The organism is Halomonas sp. AOP12-B1-6 (genome assembly GCF_052379225.1).
Taxonomy (GTDB): Bacteria; Pseudomonadota; Gammaproteobacteria; order Pseudomonadales; family Halomonadaceae; genus Vreelandella; species Vreelandella casei.
Map to the genome: position 1 here is coordinate 473,716 of NZ_JBQSYK010000002.1, position 21,244 is coordinate 494,959.

17 protein-coding genes are annotated in these 21,244 nt (G+C 54.3%); 6 read left to right on the top strand and 11 right to left on the bottom strand.

The window, feature by feature from the left end; translation table 11 throughout:
• Positions 1 to 349 precede the first annotated feature (349 nt).
• A complete protein-coding gene (locus tag ACT3TR_RS07465; RefSeq protein ID WP_441686702.1) occupies positions 350 to 1,087 on the bottom strand; it encodes a response regulator in 738 nt (245 codons plus the stop codon).
• Positions 1,088 to 1,197: 110 nt separating this feature from the next.
• A complete protein-coding gene (locus ACT3TR_RS07470) occupies positions 1,198 to 2,877 on the bottom strand; it encodes an ATP-binding protein (RefSeq protein ID WP_441686703.1) in 1,680 nt (559 codons plus the stop codon).
• Between the two features lie 142 nt (positions 2,878 to 3,019).
• On the opposite strand from ACT3TR_RS07470, the gene ACT3TR_RS07475 reads away from it, so the two are divergent.
• The 5 genes from ACT3TR_RS07475 (at position 3,020) to ACT3TR_RS07495 (ending at position 9,863) form a co-directional block, all read left to right on the top strand.
• Positions 3,020 to 3,748 carry a DUF481 domain-containing protein gene (locus tag ACT3TR_RS07475; RefSeq protein ID WP_441686707.1) on the top strand — a complete coding sequence of 243 codons (729 nt, stop codon included), beginning with the start codon at positions 3,020 to 3,022 and terminating at the stop codon, positions 3,746 to 3,748.
• A gap of 184 nt (positions 3,749 to 3,932) precedes the next feature.
• A complete protein-coding gene (locus ACT3TR_RS07480; RefSeq protein WP_441686704.1) occupies positions 3,933 to 5,489 on the top strand; it encodes a BCCT family transporter in 1,557 nt (518 codons plus the stop codon).
• 398 nt (positions 5,490 to 5,887) lie between these two features.
• The gene (locus tag ACT3TR_RS07485; protein WP_441686705.1) at positions 5,888 to 6,883 is read left to right on the top strand and encodes a TAXI family TRAP transporter solute-binding subunit; all 996 of its coding nucleotides are present in this window, start codon (positions 5,888 to 5,890) and stop codon (positions 6,881 to 6,883) included.
• 158 nt (positions 6,884 to 7,041) lie between these two features.
• On the top strand, positions 7,042 to 8,898 hold the full coding sequence (locus tag ACT3TR_RS07490; RefSeq protein ID WP_444625058.1) for a TRAP transporter permease: 1,857 nt from the start codon (positions 7,042 to 7,044) through the stop codon (positions 8,896 to 8,898).
• Between the two features lie 74 nt (positions 8,899 to 8,972).
• The gene (locus ACT3TR_RS07495; protein WP_444624859.1) at positions 8,973 to 9,863 is read left to right on the top strand and encodes a LysR substrate-binding domain-containing protein; all 891 of its coding nucleotides are present in this window, start codon (positions 8,973 to 8,975) and stop codon (positions 9,861 to 9,863) included.
• A gap of 74 nt (positions 9,864 to 9,937) precedes the next feature.
• On the opposite strand, the gene hglS is transcribed toward ACT3TR_RS07495, so the two are convergent.
• The 8 genes from hglS to trhO all read right to left on the bottom strand — a co-directional run bounded on the left by hglS (position 9,938) and on the right by trhO (position 18,965).
• A complete protein-coding gene (gene hglS / locus ACT3TR_RS07500; protein ID WP_444624858.1) occupies positions 9,938 to 11,299 on the bottom strand; it encodes a 2-oxoadipate dioxygenase/decarboxylase HglS in 1,362 nt (453 codons plus the stop codon).
• A gap of 23 nt (positions 11,300 to 11,322) precedes the next feature.
• Positions 11,323 to 11,556 carry a hypothetical protein gene (locus ACT3TR_RS07505; RefSeq protein ID WP_444624857.1) on the bottom strand — a complete coding sequence of 78 codons (234 nt, stop codon included), beginning with the start codon at positions 11,554 to 11,556 and terminating at the stop codon, positions 11,323 to 11,325.
• A complete protein-coding gene (locus ACT3TR_RS07510) occupies positions 11,553 to 12,806 on the bottom strand; it encodes a 2-aminoadipate transaminase (protein WP_444624856.1) in 1,254 nt (417 codons plus the stop codon). Before ACT3TR_RS07510 ends, ACT3TR_RS07505 begins: the two co-directional genes overlap by 4 nt.
• Positions 12,807 to 13,045: 239 nt before the next feature.
• Positions 13,046 to 15,460: a mechanosensitive channel protein gene (gene ybiO / locus ACT3TR_RS07515; RefSeq protein ID WP_444624855.1), complete on the bottom strand. Its 2,415-nt coding sequence runs from the start codon at positions 15,458 to 15,460 to the stop codon at positions 13,046 to 13,048.
• Between the two features lie 134 nt (positions 15,461 to 15,594).
• Positions 15,595 to 16,026, bottom strand: coding sequence for a YqaA family protein (locus tag ACT3TR_RS07520; RefSeq protein ID WP_444624854.1), 432 nt, complete (start codon positions 16,024 to 16,026; stop codon positions 15,595 to 15,597).
• Between the two features lie 32 nt (positions 16,027 to 16,058).
• Entirely contained in the window at positions 16,059 to 16,880 is an 822-nt protein-coding gene (locus tag ACT3TR_RS07525) for an IclR family transcriptional regulator (RefSeq protein WP_441685448.1), read from the bottom strand.
• Between the two features lie 229 nt (positions 16,881 to 17,109).
• Positions 17,110 to 17,925, bottom strand: coding sequence for an enoyl-CoA hydratase (locus ACT3TR_RS07530; RefSeq protein ID WP_192535818.1), 816 nt, complete (start codon positions 17,923 to 17,925; stop codon positions 17,110 to 17,112).
• 65 nt (positions 17,926 to 17,990) lie between these two features.
• On the bottom strand, positions 17,991 to 18,965 hold the full coding sequence (gene trhO, locus ACT3TR_RS07535; RefSeq protein ID WP_192535819.1) for an oxygen-dependent tRNA uridine(34) hydroxylase TrhO: 975 nt from the start codon (positions 18,963 to 18,965) through the stop codon (positions 17,991 to 17,993).
• Between the two features lie 230 nt (positions 18,966 to 19,195).
• On the opposite strand from trhO, the gene ACT3TR_RS07540 reads away from it, so the two are divergent.
• Positions 19,196 to 19,885: a pirin family protein gene (locus ACT3TR_RS07540; protein ID WP_192535820.1), complete on the top strand. Its 690-nt coding sequence runs from the start codon at positions 19,196 to 19,198 to the stop codon at positions 19,883 to 19,885.
• Positions 19,886 to 19,957: 72 nt separating this feature from the next.
• Here the strand turns inward: ACT3TR_RS07540 and serA are convergent, their stop codons facing one another.
• Positions 19,958 to 21,202, bottom strand: coding sequence for a phosphoglycerate dehydrogenase (gene serA, locus ACT3TR_RS07545; protein WP_096277196.1), 1,245 nt, complete (start codon positions 21,200 to 21,202; stop codon positions 19,958 to 19,960).
• Positions 21,203 to 21,244 lie beyond the last annotated feature (42 nt).

Sequence of the window (21,244 nt, forward strand, 5' to 3'; positions counted from 1 at the left end):
CAGGCGTCGGTTGGCTAATAACTGAGTCGGGGTATTCTCCCCGCCCTAGGAATTGACTAGCGTTAGAAATTGGCTGAAATGGGAAGGATCCTGCGCATTCACCTCGGGGGTGACACTAGGTCCAGTCAGGAACATCTGAGGCAGTCCAGACCCTTTAAAACGCCTTAATGTCAGGGATTCTGACGATCATGGCGCTCTTCTTGTGAAGAAATCATTACTAAGCTGGCGTGCTGAACGCACATTAAAGGATTGGCACAACGCCTCTCAACGTTATGAACATAATGAACAAAAAGTTCATTTTGAGCGTTGTGTGCATTTTGTTCACGCGGCCCCGTCTTCTCTTGCGACGCTACTCCTCTTCACACCAAGGCAAGGCGTCGCCGACCAAACGATAGCGGCGCTCGGGCCTGCCGACATCGCCGTAGCCCAGCTCGGCGTTTACCAGCTGTACCGAAACCAAAAACTCTAAATAGCGGCGCGCCGTGGAGCGGCTAGTGCCCATCTCCCGCGCTACCTGCATCGCAGCCTGAGGCTGAGATGATGCCTGAAGCGCAGCCACCACCGCACGCAGGGTTAGGCGATCAATACCTTTGGGAAGCACGCGTGTTTTCTGCGACGAACGTCCCGCACCACTGGGTTGTAATCGGGCCAGTACGTGATCCAATTCATCCTGGCTCAGCTCTGCGTAGTTGGCCAACACTTCGCGCTCACGGCGAAAACGAATGAGCATCTGGCTCATCCGGGCGGCTTCAATCGGCTTAATCAAATAATCAAAAACCCCACCGCGCAGCGCCTCGCTAATCGTTTCCACCTCACGAGCTGCCGTAACCATCACAATATCCACATGCACGTAGTCGCGCCGGATAGCCCATAAAAGCTCCAGCCCTTCTACATCGGGTAAGTAGGCATCCAGCAAAATCAGATGAATATCATCGGCATGCTGGGCCATCAGCGCTTTAGCCTCACTGCCATTTCGCGCCATACCGACGACGTAAAAACCGTCGCTTTGCTCAATAAAGGCTTTATGAATATCGGCAATGCGAAAATCATCTTCGATGACCAAAATACCGTATTGCTTGGCAGACATGCATTTTCCCCTAGCAATGTTTCATCATTGTTGTAGTGGCAATGTGTAGTGGCGGTGGTAACAGGCGCCGGTGTTGCTCATTTGTGTCGATTAGACCCAAAGCGCTGCGTTCATACAGTGCGGGAAGCGGCGCACAGCGAGCGGTCTAGCACGGCGATAAAGCACGCGCCCTCAAGCTCACTTTCCTCTAGCGTCACTGCTCCTCCGTTTTGACGACACAGCCTTGCGACGAGCGCTAAGCCAATGCCCTGGTGCTTGCCGTTTTTGGTTGAAAAGCCATCTTGGAAAATCGACTCTGCGAGTTCAGCGGGAACGCCTAGGCCGTTATCTTCCACCTCAATCAACAGCTGCTCGCCTAGGTCGGTGAAAAACAGGCGCACTTTAGGCTCCTTACTCGGCCCGTTAAGCGCGGCATGGCAGGCGTTATCTAGCAGGTTGCCAACCACACTCATCATGACTTCTTGCCCGGTAGGCGTGAGCGGGCAAGAAAGCGAGCTTTGCGAGTCGATTTCCAGTACCACGCCAAGCTCCCGCGCCCGAGTGAGTTTACCCAGTAGCGTGCCACTAAGCACGGCGTCAGCCACATGGCGCATTAAAAAGCTCATCTGTGCCTGGGCGAGCTCCGTTTCTTGGTGGATCAGCGCCAGCGCCTCGTCAGTGCGCTTTAGCTGCAGCAAGCCCGAAATAGTGTAAAGCTTATTAGAAAACTCATGCGCCTGAGCGCGCAGCATATCCACGTCGCGGCTTGCCTGGGTCAGTGCTTGAGACAGATCAATGATCTCGCGGCGGCTACGAAAGGTCGCCACCGCGCCCTCGATCTCGCCCTCATGCAGAATCGGTACTCGGTTCACCACCACCGGGTGATCGCCTAGCCACATCTCCTGATCAAACTCCCGCTCGCCGTGCTTGAGGACTTCTAAAAGCCGAGAATTCGGTACCACCCCGCGGATGGGCTGCCCGAGCAGCACATGCGCATCGTCTAGATTAAGAAAGCGCCGCGCCTGCTGATTAACCAGGGTGATATGACCCTCACGATTAACCGCCAGCACGCCCTCGTGAATCGATTGCAAAATGGCCTCTTTTTCCATCGCTAAGCGGGCAATTTCATAGGGTTCAAGCCCCAGAATCACTCGTTTAAGATGCTGTGACAGCCCGTAAGCTCCGGCAAACCCTAAGCAAATCATTAATCCGACCAGCCACCAGCCGAAGCTGGTGTATCTTCCGACGTCCATGGCGACGCGATCCATCATAAAGCCGACGGAAACAACGCCAATGATATTACCCTCCTCATCCCAAATGGGGGCTTTTCCTCGCATGGCGGTACCCAACGAGCCGGTCGCCTCTGAGACATAAAATTGACCATAAATCAGCGCTTGGTCGTTGTCTCCTCCCACCATTTTCTCACCAATCCGCTCCTGCACCGGATGCGAGTAGCGCCTGCTTTGCGCATCACCGACCACCACGTAGCGCGCCCCCGTTTCATGGCGAATGCGCTCTGCGAGCGGCTGAATAATGAAAGACGGGTCGGGAATAGCAAACGCGTTGATAATTTGCGGCATTGACGCCACCGTTTTAGCTACCGCCAGCGCCCGCTCGCCCATCTGCTGGCTAATAATTTCCGACTTACGATGATTGAGATACGTACCCTGTGCCAGTAGCATGCCGGCTAGCAGTAGCCCGACTAACAGCATTACCTGAAGGCGAAAACTGCGTTTATACCAGCTGCGTCTGGCGCGAGTACGGCGCCAGCGCTGTAGGTCAGCTAAGGTGCGGGGACGAGAAATGGTCATAGATACGCTCAAAATACGTGACAGCGTCATTATGACACGCGCCGGCAAACGACGTTGAACGTCGCCACTTTCTGTCATCGTTCGCTGATATAATGGCTGAATGCCTTACTCAAGGAGGGACGTTGTGGCGATCACTCGATGGATGCTCTTGCTGGCCTGCTGGCCATTGTGGCTAACAGCAGCGTATGCCAGCCCGTTCTATGCACCACCAGCGCCGAAAGAAGACTCCCCGGTGTTCAGTGGCGATACTGAACTCGGCTTTACCCGCCTTTCAGGCAACACCGACAGCCAAACGCTTATTGGCAAAACGCTGTTAACGTGGCTAACGGGTAACTTTACCTATTCGCTGCGCGGTGAAGTCCGCAACGTGACAAAGGATGACGAAACCAGCGCTGAGCAATATTTGGTGGCCGGACGCGAGCGCTATGACTTAGAGGGCCCACACTATTTGTTTGGATTCGCCCGCTGGGAAAAAGACCGCTTTGCCGGCTATGACCAGCAGCTCTCCGTCGTTGGCGGCTATGGCCGACAGATTTTTGAGACCGATGCTCATACGCTGTCGCTAGAAGCAGGCCCGGGCTACCGACACGACCGCTTGCGAGATGACGACAACGATCGACTGGCAGTGGCCTACACCGCACTCGACTACCGCTGGGGATTTTCTGACTATGCAGATCTTCAGCAGGAAATGTCATTGGAGTATACCGAGCAAAATATCACTTCCCGCTCGCTAACAGCGCTTACCGCACGACTCAACTCAAAGCTTTCGTTACGCCTGTCACACGAAATCAAGCACAACTCCGAGCCGCCTGCCGATGCCAGTGAGCGTACCGACAGCACCGTGAGTGCGTCACTTCTTTACCGCTGGTGAGCCAAAAGCGTGCAGGCTGATTTTTTTACGCACCAAAATAAAACGAGTTAGACGTTGGTCTATATTAGAGATATACTGTCTCCAGTTTCCTGTCCTCGCGCCATTCATTGAATGGCGCTTTTTTTTTGCTGCGCTTTCCGCATTTGCGCTGTTTCTTCATGTTCCACCCAAGGTGTTCTTATTGATGAACCAACCGACTCCAGGTGCTGAAAGCCATACGCGACACTCGCTTGGCGATCCGACCGTACTCACACTAAGTATTGGATTTATTGTCGCTTTCCTAGGCCTATCCTTTTACGACATTAACTTAGTGGCGGGTGCCATCAGCACCAGCTTCAGTTGGACGGCGTTGGTCTTTGGAAGCTACTTCCAACTACTACTGCTGCTCACGTTCTTTATTGCCATGGGGATTGCCGTCACCCCGGCGGCAAAAGCCAAAATTGGCAATTTGGATGCACCAGAAATGAGCACATTCAAGTGGCTATCGATCATTCTGTGCACGCTTTTGGCAGGTGGTGGAGTGTTTTTTGCTGCCGGTGAGCCGATTTCTCACTTTTTGGTCACGCCACCCGCGTTTGACACTGAGCCAGGCACGCCCGACGCCGTTGCAGGTGCTCTGGCGCAGGCCTTCACGCACTGGGGGTTTATTGGCTGGGCGGTACTTGGCTCGTTGTCCGCTATCGTGCTGGCGCATGCCCACTATGTAAAAGGCCAGCCGCTGCAGCCACGCACGCTGCTTTATCCTCTGTTGGGTGAACGGCTTTTGCGCGGCCCGCTGGGCGGCATCATTGATGCCTGCTGTGTGATTGCCGTTGTGGCCGGTACGGTCGGGCCGATTGGCTTTCTGGCGACCCAAGTAAGCTTTGGGCTACATGAAGTGTTTGATATTCCCGATAACTACACCAGCAAGCTGATTATTCTCGCCGTCCTGGGCACGATGTATGTGCTGTCGGCCGTCAGTGGTGTGCATAAGGGCATGCAGATACTCAGCCGCTTCAACGTCTTTCTAGCCCTGGCGGTTGGTGCGGTGATTTTCGTGTTTGGCCCCACGCTGTTTCTGTTTAACAGCTACGTTGCAGGAATGGGCACTTACATCAGTGATTTTTTCCCGATGGCAACGATGACCGCTGAAACTGCTCCCGCTTGGTGGATGCAGTGGTGGACGGTATTTTTCTTTGCCTGGTTTATCGGCTTTGGCCCGCTAGTGGCTATTTTTGTGGCGCGTATTTCCCGCGGTCGCAGCATCCGCGAGATGATTATTGCTGTGGCGATACTGGCGCCTATCGCCACCACGGTGTGGTTCACCCTGCTGGGTGGTACAGGTATCTACTACCAGATGACCGGCGTGTTTGATTTAACCGAGCCGCTAAGCAACTTCCAGTTTGATGTGGCCACCTTAGCCGTTGCCCAGTCGCTACCGGGCGGCTCCATTATGACCATGGCCATTTTGCTGCTTACAACCATCTTTGTGGCCACCACCGGCGACTCAATGAGCTACGCCATTGCCGTCGTGGGTGCAGGCCACGATGACCCAAGCGCAGTCATGCGTGCCTTCTGGGGGATCGCCATGGCGATCATGGCGGGCGTGCTTTTACATATGGGATCAGGGCAGATCGCTGCGCTTCAGCAGTTTATTGTGGTCACTGCCATTCCGGTCTCATTCATCCTGCTGCCTTCGTTATGGGATGGCCCTAAAGCGGCCTATGCCATGGCGCGTGAGCAAGGGATTATTGACCGTTAATCAAACCCGCTGCTATTAATCACGGCAGTGACGTTTGGCATAGCCTCATTAGAGGCTATGCATTCCCTCACCGAATACACTATCGTAATAAGAACCTTGGGTAGCCCTACCACCTCAAAAAAAATAACTATCTGATTAATAAAAACTTTAGCCATCAAAGCTAGCCTATGTGATCAATATTTCAAGCGATTATAAAACAGCGCCTGATAGAATCATGAGAATTCGGAATGCATACGCAACTTAATTTCTTTTGTCTGCCGCCCTTCGTACGTGAACAATAGCCAGTCAATTCTCCGCTCGCGCTTTCGTTTAGCCGCCTTTGGTCAATGCACCGAAGGCTCGGCACCGCAATGAGCGGCACTGAACCATTACAAATAATCTTACTAGCAGGAGTTAACATGAAGCTTTCCCTGTCCAAGGTCTTCTGTGGCTTAAGTGCCAGCATTTTCCTCGCGGGATGTAGTAGCGAAAGCAAGCCTAATATTGCGGTTGGGCCTCCTGCCAGCACAACGCAAAGCGTTTCTCAGCTGCTTTTTGATGCTTACGGCATTGGCAGCGACAAATACAAGACATATCAGGAAGGCTTTGGCGCCGCGCTCGACGGTGTACAAGATGGCAATATTGATATTTCGATCGGCATTCTGGGCTTGCCTTCAGGCAGCATTGAAAACCTGCAGGCATCTAGTGGCGATGTCCGCTTGATGAGCCTAAGCGACGATGCAATTGATTACATCGAAGCGAATAGCGCCTATAAGCGGTTTACAATTCCGGCCAAAAGTTACGACTTCCAGGATGCTGACGTTGAAACTATCACGGCCTATGCCATTTTGGTGGGTAACACTCAGACCATCGACGAGGAGCTGGGCTATCAGCTAGCGCGCTTGATGCACGAGCATGCTGAAGAGAACACTCACGCTCAATCAGCGTTTATAACGTTGGAAAATGCCCTGAATGGCTCTGAAGGTCTGCCTATTCATCCTGGTGCCAAACGCTATTACGAAGAACAGGGATTGACTGTCGATAACCCTGTCGCTGAACTGGGTGATATCGAGCCTAAAGGTGAGTTCATTCTGGGCACCGGTAGCCAGGGCGGCACTTACTATCCGCTGGGTGGCGAAATGGCGACTATCTGGAATCGCTACCTAGACGGTCAAAATTTCACCAACATTGAAACCGGCGCCTCTATCGAGAACCTGGTAAGCATCCGCGACAATACGATGGATTTGGGCATGACCGTTCACGCGCCCGCCCAAGAAGCTGTTGAAGGCCGCGGTGAGTTCGAAGGTGGCCCCATCGGCAACGTTGCCTTTATCGGCCACATTTACCCAGAAATTATCCAAATTGTTACTCGCGAACGCTCCAAGATTGAAAGCCTAAGCGATCTGGCTGATTAACAACTCCTTATATCGCCGCTGGGTAAACCAGCGGCGTCATCCGCATGAGGCTTAACCGTGGATAAAAAAAAACATCTGATGAAGCATCTCTCTTAGAGAAATATGACCGCGAATCTCAGGTTCGCTCGCCGTTACAATTAGGCAAATGGGCATGGCTCATCACGTTAATGGGCGTGTCACTTACCTGCTTCCATCTCTACACCGCTTACTTCGGTACGCTACCCTCACAGCAGCAGGGTGCCGTTCACTTGGGCATGGCGCTAGGGATGATATTTATTATCTTCCCGGCTACCCGCGGTGCTGGCCCTCGCCAGGGCGTTCCTTGGTACGATATTGTGTTGGCCTTCACGGCAACGTTCGCTGCCTATTATAAAATTATCTTTTATGAAGAAGTGCTGCGTGCCCGTATTACCGGCTACTCTACGTTTGATCTCATTATTGCCGTACTCGGGGTGCTGTTTGTTCTAGAAGCCACTCGCCGTACAGTGGGTATGCCCATCGTGATCATGGCAGCCTTAGCCATTGCTTATGCGCTGTTTGGGAATCTAATTCCCAGCCCCTTGCTGTCTCATCCAGGCTTTTCGCTTGAGCAAGTCTCACCCTATTTATGGTTTAGAGAAAGTGGCGTGTTTGGTACGCCCTTGCAAATATCGGCGCGCTTTATCTTCCTGTTTTTGTTCTTCGGCGTTGTGCTTATGCACACCGGCGTTGGCCGTTTCTTTAATGATTTAGCCTTTGCCGTTACGGGCCGCTTTACCGGCGGTGCGGGCAAGGCGGCGGTTATGGCAAGCTCTTTACAGGGTATGATTTCAGGCAGTTCTATCGGTAATACCGTGGCCTCTGGCTCGTTCACCATTCCTATGATGAAAAATGCGCGCTTCAAGCCTGAAGTGGCTGGTGCCATTGAAGCTTCCGCATCTACGGGCGGGCAGATTATGCCACCACTGATGGGGGCGGCTGCGTTTATCATGGTGGAATACGTGGGCGTCTCTTATCGCGAGATCATGTTCGCCGCGCTTATCCCTGCGATTCTTTATTTCGCCAGTATTTTTATTGGCGTCCATTTTGAAGCTAAGCGCCATCGTATTCTGGGCCTTCCTAAAGACCAACTGCCTAGCAAACGTAAACTGCTGCTGGAAAAAGGCTACATGCTGCTGCCGCTGCTGGTCATCATTGCTACGATCAGCGTCGGATTCACGGCTCAGCGTGCCGCCCTTTTGGGGATCGCCTGTGCCTTTGCCGTAAGTTTGGTGCGTAAAGAGACTCGCCCATCGCTCAAAGACATACTCAATATTTTTGAGCAAGGTGCTCGGGTAGCCTTGCCCGTCATTGCGGCAGTGGCCTGTGCGGGCATTATTGCGGGCGTTGTCGGCATGACCGGTATGGGCTCGAAATTTGCTTCCGGTATCATTAGCCTGGCTGATGGCGTGTTAATACTGGCACTACTGTTCACAATGATTGCCTGCATTGTGCTGGGCATGGGATTGCCAACAACCGCCAACTATGTGGTAACAGCGACGATTGCCGCACCAGCGCTGATCAATGAATTCGGTCTGCCGCCGATGGCCGTTCATCTGTTTGTATTCTATTTCGGCATTATTGCCGATATTACGCCGCCCGTTTGCCTAGCCGCCTTTGCCGGTGCCGGTATCGCCCAGGCGAATCCGATGAAAACCGGCTTTACCGCGGTTAAGCTGGCCATTGGCGCCTTCATTATTCCTTATGCGTTTATTTACAATCCGATGCTGGTAATGGTCGACCCCACTCCTCTGGGATTAATCACCGCGCTGGGGTTCTCGCTGCTGGGGATTATGGGCGTGAGCAGCGCATTGCTCGGCTACTTTGTGCGTGACTCTCACTTCTGGGAGCGCTTGGTAATCTTGGCAGCAGGACTTGCTATGGTTGTTCCTGAGCTACTGACCAGCGGGCTGGGCTTGATAGCCATGGCGGCAGTTGGCTGGTGGCAGTCGCGCCGCCCGGATGCTTTTCAGGACGCGAAGCCGCACGCCTCATGAGCTATGATCAACCTATTACATCACTCCGGTGCTCAGGCACCGGGGCGATTCATAGGTTTTCAGGAGCTCCTCGCTTGGCATCACGTAATCTTCCTTCAACCGCCGCCATGCAGTGTTTTGAGGCTGCGGCGCGTCATATGAGTTTTACCCGGGCAGCCGATGAGCTGAGCCTGACGCAAAGTGCGGTAAGCAAGCAGGTCGCGCATCTTGAGTCGATCTTGCAACATAAGCTGTTTCGTCGGGTTAGACGCAGCCTTCTGCTCACGCCAGAAGGCGCTATCTTTCTGAGCGACGTACGCAAAGTGCTTGCACAGCTTGAGATGTCGACCCATACCATCATGACCTACAGTGGCAATAGTGAGGTACTCAAAGTCGCCACGCTGCCAAGCTTTGGCAGCCGCTGGCTAGCCGACAAACTGCCGGCCTTTTTAGCCGCGAACCCGGGTATTAGTTTGGAGTTTCATGACCGCGTGGAGGACTTTGATCTAGAGCAGCAAGATATCGATATCGCGCTGTTTTACGGTCACGGCAGCTGGCCTAATCTTGCCTGCCATAAACTGGTAGATGAAGAGATGGTCGCCGTTGCCGCTCCTACTCTACTGGCTCAACACCCGATTGAGGCTGCCAACGACTTAGCTCAACTGCCGCTACTACACCTTTCCACTCGCCCTGATGCCTGGCACCACTGGTTTGCGGGTCAGGAGATTGCGACTGACCGCAGCTATCACGGCACCCGCTTTGAAACCTTCCCCATGCTGGTGCGTACCGCCATGGCCGGCGGCGGTGTCGCGTTGGTTCCACACTTTGTCGTTGATGAAGAGCTGGCCGCCAACCGGCTTATGCTGGCCTGGCCGCATCGTTTGCATAGCGAAAGCGCGTATTATTTGGTCTATCCCGAGCACTTAGGCGAGCTGGCTAAAGTTCGCCGTTTTGTCGAGCACCTGGCAGCAAGTGCTACTGTTTGAGAGTCGTCTATAAACGACTCAGGCCGCACGTTTAATGCAGCCTGAGAGGTGTTACATCATCAAGAAAAAGCGAATTAGCCCGCTAGCGCTGCCAATATGCGCTGCTGAGAGGCCTGCTCCCGCTCGGCATAAAGCGCCAGTTCGTCCGTCACCGGCGCCCCTAATGCTTCTTCAAACGCCTCTCGATTGGCGTTGCCAGCATAGGCATCGCTGGCGTTGCCGCCCAAATTAGATTGGAAAATACCCGCCGCGCTGACCGGTAAAAAGTCTTCATAGGTAATGGGCTGCGCCTCAACCAAACCCTGTGCTATCAGGGCATCCATATCGCTACTGGTATTGCCTGTAGCGACTTTTCCAGCATCGGTGAGATGATAGTGGAAGTAGGCGAGTCCTTCGCGGCGCATCGCTTCATCGCTGTCAGGCAGCGCTGTAAATACTTTATCCATCACCGCTTGGTGGGCATCGTTATCTAACCCTGCCGTCTGCTTACGGCCTTCATTTAACAGCTGATCGTAAAGCGCCCGGCCTTTAGGTGTGAGCGCCATGCCTCGCTGCTCGATCTCGCCAAATCGCGCGGTATGCGTACCCTGAGCATCCCCGGCAAAGCGAATAGATTCTTCTAATGCTTTAAAACTCGTTTGGCGCAGCAAGATGGGGCTTTCACGACGCGGCGGGCCTTCGATCACGGCCTTGGGATTCATGCCGACGCTCGGCATACGGCGCTGAGCTTCGTCAATATCCAGGGTACGCGGCGTTAAATGGTTGATGTGCGGGCCACGAAAACACACTACATCGGCAATCAGGCGGTGTTCAGCGCTCAGTGCCTGATAGGTGTCTAGGTCTACCGTGGCATCCTGGTGCCAGCGGAACGTTTCTAGGGCTTCGTTAACAAATTGATCGGCCTCGTCGCTGGTTAATCCGCCTTGCGTCTCAAAGCGTTTGATCAAATCGCGCGCTTTAGGTGTGAAAATATCCCGCTTAGCCAGAATCTCTTCAGCACGCTGGCGCAGCGCCTCGCTTTCAATAAGCTCTAGGCGCAGCAGTGAGGTAAACACGCGGAAAGGATTACACGCCAGCGCCTCATCTTCGATAGGGCGAAAAGCCGTCGAGTGCACCGGCACGCCCGCTGCGGACAAATCGTAATAGCCGACCGGGTACATGCCCATCACCGCAAACAGGCGGCGCAGCATGGATAATTCATCGGCGGAACCTACGCGAATTGCCCCGTGGCGCTCTACGCTCAGTCGCGCCAGCTCTCCTTGGGCTTCCAAGCGGCGGCGCAGCTCAGGCTGCTGGCTCAGCGTCTCTTGGTTAACCTGCTCCACCAGTTCCAACAGCGTGCCGTACTGGGGCACTTCCGCTTGATACATCGCCGACATAGCCGTGGAGAAACGGTCGCGCACGTCATTGGTGGCTAAAAAAGGGGTATGGGTCATTTCACGGCTCTCTATGTGTATTGTTACGGTGAAAAGGGAGTGCTCGCCTTCAGTTGCGCCAACAGCGCTTGAAGGGGGTGCTGCAATATATGATCTGAAAACCGTTTTACCTGGCTACGACAGAAGTACCCGGTGGCCAGCACAGTGCGGCTGGCATAGTCAGGGGCAATTTCGCCGTCAAAGCCGCGTATTCTGAGGGCTTGTAAAAAGCGCGCGTGTAACACACTAATACGTTCACCGGCTTCTGCTGCAATCATGCACTTAGCGTTTCCAGCGCTTGCTCAATAAGATCTAGGCCTTCTTTTAAGATTTCCGGCTCCGTGGTGAGGGGCGGCAATAAGCGCAGAATATTGCGTTTTCGCCCGCTCGGCATCAGCAGAATACCGGCCTTGCGTCCTGCTGCTAACAGCGCCGCCAGATGCTCAGCTCCGCTGGCATTTGGCGTATCGTTAAAGACGATGCCACGCATGGAACCAACACCGGTCATGGCGCCCAGCATAGGAAAGCGCTCGCTTGATTGCCATGCTTGGTAGGCCTCAACCATCAGCGTTTCTTGACGTGCACCCCACTCGGTCAAAGTGGCTTCTTGCATAACGTCCATCACGGCCAGTGCCGCTGCACATGCCACAGCGTTACCGGAGTATGTTCCTCCCAAAGCGCCTTTGGGTAAGGCATCCATCAATTCGGCCCGCCCTACGACAGCGGCCAGCGGCAGCCCAGAGGCGATGCTTTTACCTATTAAGATAAGATCCGGCTCAACGCCCACATGCGTGAAACCAAAGCGTTTACCGCTACGCCCAAAACCAGACTGAATTTCATCGAAAATCAATAAGATGTTGTGCTGATTACAAATATCGCGCATGGCTTGAGCAAACTGCGGGCAGAGCAAACGGAAACCGCCCTCGCCTTGAATCGGCTCAACAATGATGCAGGCCACTTCATCAGCAGGTATTTCAACCTCGAATATGCGCTCCAGCGCGGCCAGCGACTGCTCGGCAGTTACACCGCTATCGCGACTCGGAAACGGCAGGTGATAGACAGGGCCAGGCAAGGCGCCAAGTCCTGATTTATAAGGTTTAACCTTACCGTTCAGGTTCAAAGCAGCCAGCGTACGGCCATGGAAAGCGTCATCAAAGGCAATAACCGCCTGTCGACCGGTAACGCCTCGGGCAACTTTTAATGCGTTTTCAGTAGCTTCTGCACCGCTATTGGTTAGCATGCAGGAAAGTGGGTACGAAACCGGGACAAACTGATTTAAGGCTTCCGCTACCGCTAAATAGCCACGATGAGGCACGGCATTAAATGCAGAGTGCATTAACGTTTCTACTTGATGCTTAACGGCATCAACCACGGCCGGATGGCTATGACCAAGGTTAAGCACGCCAATGCCACCGATAAAATCGATATAGCGCATACCGGACTCATCCCAAACCTCAGCATTAAGTCCGCGAGCAATACAAATAGGATGTAACACGCCCAACGCGGCACTTACATGGGGAAGATCCATCGCCGTTGCTTCTCTCTGTCATTCAAGGGTTAATGCCCTTATCAAAGCAAATTCAAACGGTAGATCACAAACGAAAAAAAACGCTCAATGCATGCCAAATTGGAATGCATGACGAATTAAGTGACTCTCGCTGAAGCGTTCAAAGCCAACAGTCGAGGCAAAGGAATGAATAGTCGCGCTTACGCAACGCAGCGAGGCCGCCCGTAGGCGGCCTCGCTGAGGGTTAAGATGACAGCGGCTTAGGTTTCACCCACATCATCATGATCAGGCTTTTCATGCTCAAACGTTTCAGGGGCTGATTGAAGGCTGCGAGGGTCAAACCGATCATCCGACGTGGAGAGATCACCGGCTTTAGGCTGCCCTGCGGGGCTACCATCAATCGTAAAGGCTTGCTGCATAACCCGTAAGTTCGCGGGCGGCGCAGAGCCGGTTTTGTCTTGCCCGAAGTAAAGCGTCGTATGCGGGAACGGAATCTCGATACCCGCCTCATCAAAGCGCAGCTTGACCAAACGGTTGTAAGCACGGCCAACGCCCCACTGATCGCCCGGCGTGGTCTTAATCACCACACGGATGTTCACGGAGCTATCTGCCAAGGCGACGACACCTGCCACCGTCATATCGGCCAACAGTTTATGACTATGCTCTTCGCTGGCTTTGAGATCTTCAAAGGCAAGCTTGAGCTGCTCAATGGCGCCGTCAATGCTTTCACGATAAGCAATGCCGTACTCGCCAACGTGATTACCAAACTCACGCATATAGTTAGAGACGGTGTCGACACTTGAGAACGGCACAATGTGATACGTACCAGAGAGATCGCGGATCCCTACAGAGCGGATGCTAAGCTTTTCAGCGGTACCGGTAACGCCACCCACGGTGACGACATCGCCGGTATTCATCGCGTTTTCGATCTGGATAAACACGCCCGTAATCACGTCTTGAACGAGCTTCTGGGCGCCAAAGCCAATCGCTAAACCGAGCACACCGGCACCGGCAATCAGCGGGCCAATGTTGATGCCAATTTCCGACAACACAATCATGCCGGTAATGGTCACCATCGCAATGGCCAGTGCATTACGGAACAGGCTGAGCAGCGTTTTCGCCCGTGCAGAAGGCTCACCCATGCCCGTTTCCGGGTTAAGTTTGTGCTCAATCAAGCTTGCCAAGCACAGCCAAACTATAAGTGAAACAATCAAAATAACGGCAACGCCGGTTAGGTTGCCGACTAAGTTCGCTCCGCGCTCAGAGGCGTACCAAGCGGCTAAATTAAAGGCGCCCCAGGCATTTAGCACCAGCATGATGACCACGACCAAAATGATCGTGCGCAGCACGCGCAGCGCATTAGGCACATAGCTATTTAGCCGCGTTTCAAGCAGCGGCAGCTTACGACGCAGATCGTCTGACAGCGTGATGCGGCGGCCAATCGTCTGCGTAAGGAAAGTTGATACCAATAGCCCGATCACAACGGCCGCTAACGTCTTCAGCGTGGCGAACATAACAAACGGCAACGCATCGCCAGGGCGAGTTAACGTCAGTACAAACACCATCAGGAAGTAAAACAGTGCGAATAGATGCCAGGTGCGTGCAAACAGCTGCAGTGAGACGCGGCTGGCCGTCATCGTTGTTCTCGATGCGGTCGCGTTAAGGTTATTACGCACGCGCACACGGTTTTTAAACACAAAGCCGACGGCGTAAATGAACGCCATTAACATGATCAGCGTACCGACTGCCTGACCAAGCGACGCGGCCAGATAGAAGTTCACCAGCGGCACCACGACCATAAGACCGTAACCAACCATGCCAATCAAGCGTGCCAGCCAACGGTTCCAGTAGGATGCTTCCTGGGCCGAAATAGGCAGCAGGCGCAGCCCTTCATAGCGCGAAGAGAACAACATCCGCACCGCGGCTTTAAGTAATTCGATAATTAAGAAAGCATTTAAAAACAGCGAAGCGCGGGTGGAAAGTTCACCGGTTTCACCTACCGCAAAAGTGGCCAACAAATTGCCACCCACATAGGCAAGGGCAATCAGCAGCACATCGATAACTGCGGCAATCACCACGCAGCCAATTAAGCGCAATACGGGTGTTAAGTTGCTGCCGTTGAGCGACAAACCGCTTATCTTAGTAAATAGAGGCTTCGCTAACCGCCTGAAAATCATAAACATTACAAATGTAGCGACAATCACGATGCCCAGATTGATCGCTGCACTGGTGAAGGACGCCAAATCAAAGACGCTATCGGCCCCTTGCCCCGTGAACAAGTCTCCTAAGATACTTCCCACTTGCTCAAACTGCCCACCCACATCACTCACCACACGGCTAGTGAGTTCAGCCAACTGCCGCGGTAGGGATACATCTTCCGGCGCCAGCTGGCTGCCTTCTGCGGCGGCTTCAGGCGATAGTTCAGCGGCAATATCAGCGGGCAGCGCTGAGGCTTGATTGCGCAGCATATCAATCAGCTCTTGTCGCGACTGCTCATTCTCTAAGAGACCCGCCAATGCCTCGTAGGAGGCAGGCTCTGCCTGCGCAGATGACGCTGAACTATCGGCCTTGGCCGATTCACTAGGCGTGCTCTGTGCCATTGCTGGCGTGGCCATTAAGGCAATCATTGCCAGCAGCCAGACACCTAGCCAGGGTAATAAACGAAGTGGCTTCACACCTTAACCTCCTTATGGGTGAGTATTCTTTTCAATCTAACGGCTGCTGTGTTACGCAACCGATATTACCGACACTGATAACTCAGCCGACTATAAAGCTGTACAGGGTAACACGACTTGATTAACAAGGTGTTTCACTGACAGTACGGTGCCAGCCATTGATTCGCCAATAGCAGCACCAGTGCGTAACGAGCACCTTTGGCAACCACAATCCACGCTAATGCCCGCCACCAGGGCAGCCGAAACACGCCGGCGAGAACAGTAAGCGGATCACCGATAATCGGTGCCCATGACACCAGTAGACTCATTTCACCGAACCGATGATACCAACCCTCGGCGCGGGCCAGGCTACGTGGCGATGCCGGAAACCAGCGGCGGTCTTGAAAACGGCGAGCATAGCGCCCCACCGCAACGTTGATCATGCTGCCCAGCGTATTGCCCGCCGTAGCCACGAACCACAGCGCCAGCGGCGGCTCACCCACGCACCAAAGCCGTGCTAGCCACACTTCAGACCCACCGGGTAACAGCGTAGCACTCACCAAAGCGACAAAAAATAGGCTCAGCATCGTGGTGTAACCATAGCCTCGGCATGCCTAAGCTAGCGCGGCACTTGCCCGCCCAGCTGCTGGGTAATTTCATCGGCGGTTTGCCGAACCAGCTCGCCCAAGGTCAGCAAACGCGCTTCGGGAATCCTTGCCATCGGGCCTGAAACGGATATCGCCGCCATCGGTGTGCCGTGCTCATCAAACACACAGGCAGCCACGCAGTGCAGGCCAATGGCATGCTCCTCACGGTCACAGGCAAAGCCCTGAGCGCGAATTTTCGCCACCTCGGCTTGCAGCGTGTCGGGCTGATAGAGCGTATTCGTCGTCACTCGTACAAGCTCGCCTTGTTCCAGCAGCTGCAGGCGCTCGTCATCAGGCATCCACGCCAGCAGCGCTTTACCCACACCCGAGGCGTGCAGCGGCGCACGGGAGCCCAGACGAGTAATCATGCGCATCATCTGAGGCGACTCGTGCTGGGCAAGAAAGACAGCAGTTGCCCCATCGCGAATGCCCAAGTTAGCGGTTTCGGCCGTTTCGGCCGTTAGCCGACGCAGAAATGGACGGCTGGTCGCCACCACGTCGCGCGCTTCCAGAAAGCTGTTGCCGATACGGAAAGTTTTGACATCGATTCGCCACAGACCTTGCTCATTCTCTTGCGTCACAAAGCCTTGGCTTTGTAGCGCCTGTAGCAGCCGATGGGTGGTTGAAGGCGCCAACTCGGCCATCTCTGCTACTTCTGACAGCGCTAAGCCTAGCGGGCTAGCCGCGAGATGTTCCATCAGCGTTAAGCCACGTACCAGCGACTGGCTATGGCCGCCGCTGGCTTTGGCGGTACTCGCCGGACGACCGACCGTCCTGCGTTTGGCTTCACTCACCGGGCTCTCTCCTAAAAGGCTCTCTTAAAAAACGACTTTAAAAGACTATCTTAAAAGCGCCTTTCCTGAAGACGCCGTCGCTGAAAACAGCATTTCTGACAATACCGTTCCTGAAAATAGTATTTCTAAACATACTATTTCTAAAAATAAACAGGGCATCAGGATAACGTGCCAATGCGACCGCTGTCGCGTTTACGGAAACGAATTCCACTAAAGCAGCAGCGTAACGTTAACGATGCTGCCATTGCGGTGGCCGCTTGCCGATAAACGCATCAATGCCTTCGCCCACATCCTCGGCCAGCATATTGCAGGCCATCGTTTCACCCGCAAACGCATAAGCCTCATCAAGCGGCATGGCAAGCTGACGAGCAAACATTGCCTTGCCGGTACGCACCGCCACGGCGCTTTTAGCACAGATGCTCGTGGTTAATGCCGCAAGAGCTTCATCCAACGCGTCATCTTCGGCCACTCGGTTAATCAGCCCCCACTCGGCCGCCTGCTCGGCGCTGATAAACTCGCCGGTGAGCAGCATTTCCATGGCGCGTTTACGCGCCACGTTGCGTGACAGTGCCACGGCGGGCGTAGAGCAAAATAGCCCCACACTAATGCCCGACACGGCAAACCGAGCACTGCGCGCAGCGACCGCCAAATCGCAGCTCGCCACCAGTTGGCAACCAGCGGCAGTGGCAATGCCCTGGACCTTAGCAATCACCGGCACAGGCAGGTTAACAATGGCCTGCATTACCTCACTACAGCGGGTAAACAGCGCCTGGTAGTAAGCTTTAGTGGGGTTGGCGCGCATCTGCTTTAAATCATGCCCGGCACAAAAGGCCTTGCCTTCTGCAGCGATCACAACACAGCGTACGCTGCTATCGTCGGCAATCTCGGCTAACGCGTGCTGAAAGGCTTGCAGCATGTCTTCAGAGAGCGCATTAAAACGCTCAGGGGCGCGCATGGTTAGCGTTGTGACGCCTAAACGGTCGCTGCGTTGCAGAAGGGAGGCAGAGGTACCTGCAGACGATGAGCCGGTAGAGATGATGGGCATGATGAACTCCAATTTGAGTAGCACATGGCCCATCAGTCTAGCGCACAAGGCGCGCGTATTGGTCGCTACTTCTTCATTTTGCGCGTGTCGCGCCCTAAGGGATGGGGCTCCCCACGAGACTTGGCAAGCTCAATCTGCCGCTGGCGTTCGCGCGCAGCGGCGCGGGTTTTCTCGGGCAGCGAATCAATACAGTGGGGGCAGCTAATGCCGGGCTCAAAGGCAGAAGATTGCATGTCGTCGGCAGAGATCGGCATACGGCAGGCGTGGCACTGCTCAAACTCACCTTTGCTTAAATCGTGGCGTACCGTGACGCGGTTATCGAACACAAAGCACTCGCCGCGCCACAGCGACTGCTCTTCCGGGACTTTCTCAAGGTAGTTCAGCACGCCGCCCTTTAGGTGGTAAACCTCTTCAAAGCCTTCTTTAAGCATAAAGCTCGAGGCTTTTTCGCAGCGAATACCACCGGTGCAGAACATGGCCACTTTTTTATGCTTTTCGGGGTCGTAGTGCTCGCGCACGTACTCAGGGAATTCCCGAAAGGTCGTGGTCTTCGGGTCTATCGCGCGCTCAAAACTGCCGATGGCCACTTCATAGTCATTGCGCGTATCGATCACCAACACTTCCGGGTCGGCAATAACGGCGTTCCAGTCTTCCGGCTCAACGTAGGTACCGACGGTGTCGTTGGGGTCAATATCCGGCACGCCGAGCGTCACGATCTCTTTTTTGAGCTTCACCTTAGTGCGATAGAACGGCGTTGCATCGCAGTAAGACTCTTTATGATCAATGTCAGCCAGGCGCGAGTCGGCAGTCAGCCAGCTAAGCAGCGCATCAATGCCGGTACGGCTGCCCGCCACCGTGCCGTTAATGCCTTCTTTAGCGAGCAGCAAGGTACCCGTGACGCCGTTATCCAGCATTGTTTGGTGCAGCGGGTCACGCAGCGCTTCAAAGTCGTTCAAGGTGACAAATTTATACAGCGCCGCGACCACTGTGGGCGGCACGGGGCTGGAAGGAGTGCTGGAAATTGTGGTGGCTACTGACATGTGAAGCTCCTGGTAGTCGCCCTCGCAAAGGGCGGACCGGGTGAATAATCGCGCACATTCTACCCTAAAGCGCTGCTCGCTTGAATCTTGGATGCATTAGCCGGGGGATTAAACGGCGAGTTCAATCCATCGATTTATTCGACGAGATCGTACTGAAACCTTCACCCCACGCCGCTCCAACGAAGCGTATATTGGGGCTATTCCACCCCACGCATTCTAGAGAGTAAACCATGATTATTCGTCGAGCCAATGAGCGCGGCTACGCTGACCACGGCTGGCTACGCTCTTACCATACCTTTTCCTTCGCCAATTACGTTGATCCAAAGCACATGGGATTTCGTGCCCTGCGCGTTATCAATGAAGACCGCGTGACGGGCGGCCATGGTTTTGGCGCTCACTCCCACCGGAACATGGAGATTATCTCCTACGTGCTGGAAGGGGAAATGGAGCACAAAGACAATATGGGCAACGGTGAGGTCATGCGCCCAGGCGACGTGCAGCGCATGTCGGCAGGCACCGGCGTGCAGCACAGCGAGTTCAACCATTCTGAGCAATCCGATCTGCATTTTCTGCAGATATGGATTGAGCCAAAACAGCTGGGCATTGCTCCCAGCTACGAGCAGAAAGCTTTCCCGCCGGCTGAGCGGCAGGGAAAGTGGCGTCTGGTGGCTTCTGAAGAAGGCCGCGATGGGTCTGTGGGCATTAACCAGGATGTTAACCTTTACGCAGGGCTGTTCGCGGCGGGGGAAAACACGACTACACCACCCACCCGTCATGCCTGGCTGCATGTTGTTAACGGCACCATGGAAATTAACGGTGAAACGTTCGGCGCAGGCGACGCAGCCGCTTTTCAGCCGGAAGAGATGATTACCCTCACCGGTAAAGAAGCGGGCGAAGTGCTGCTGTTTGATCTGGCTTAATAGCCTGCACCAACCAAAACGGCGCCTCAAAAGAGGCGCCGTTTTTTATGCGGCGGCTTTTACTGCTAAGCGCTAGCTGTTGTGAGACGAGTAGAGCGCACGAATTTTTAGCGTGTGATCTACCTGCTTCAATGCTTCCAGCGCTTGAGGGCCGTAGGCTTTATCGACATCGATAACCACATAGCCGACTTTCTCATTGGTCTGCAGATACTGGCCGGAGATGTTGATGCCATTTTCAGACAACACACGGTTAATCTGCGACAGCACGCCTGGTACGTTGTCATGAATATGCAGCAGGCGGTGCTTGTCTGGGTGTGCAGGCAGCGCCACTTCAGGGAAGTTAACCGAGGTCACGGTGGTGCCGTTATCAGAATATGTAATCAGTTTTTCTGACACTTCAATGCCGATGTTCTCCTGAGCTTCCAGGGTTGAACCGCCCACGTGCGGCGTCAAAATTACGTTTTCTAGACCACGCAGCGGACTTTGGAACTCCTCGTTGTTACCTTTCGGCTCCACCGGGAAGACGTCAATGGCCGCACCGTTCAGTTTGCCCGCTTTAATCGCATCCGCCAGCGGTTCGATTTCCACCACGCTGCCGCGCGCAGCATTGATAAAGATCGCGCCTTGCTTCATGGCCGCAATCTCTTTCGCGCCGATCATCCAGCGGGTTGAGGCAAGATCGGGCACGTGTAAGCTGACCACATCCGCACGACCCAGCAGCTCTTCAAGGCTGCCCACTTGGCTGGCATTACCCATGCCCAGCTTAGCAATGACGTCATAAAAAATAACGTTAAAGCCCAGCGATTCGGCCAGCACAGAGAGCTGCGCACCGATACTGCCGTAGCCAACGATACCCAGCGTTTTACCACGGGCTTCGTGAGAATTTTTCGCTGATTTCAGCCAGCCGCCCTGGTGGGCGCGAGCGTTTTTCTCAGGAATACCGCGCAGCAGCATAATTGCCTCTGCCAGCACCAGTTCAGCCACGGAGCGTGTATTGGAGTACGGGGCATTGAACACCGCGATGCCGCGCTTCAGCGCTGCCGTCAAATCGACCTGGTTGGTGCCGATACAGAAACAGCCAACCCCCACCAGCTTCTCTGCCGCTTCGAAAACGCGCTCAGTCAGCTGCGTCCTCGAGCGAATGCCGATGAAGTGCACATCACGGATCTTTTCGATCAGCGCATCTTCATCCAGCGACGTCGGCAGGTGCTCAATGCTGGCGTAACCTGATGTGTGAAAATTGTCCACCGCGCTTTGGTGGACGCCCTCGAGTAGCAGGATCTTGATCTTGCTCTTGTCCAGGGACGTTTTGGCCATGGCTGAATCAACCTCTAATGGGCGGCGGCATGCGCCGTGTAT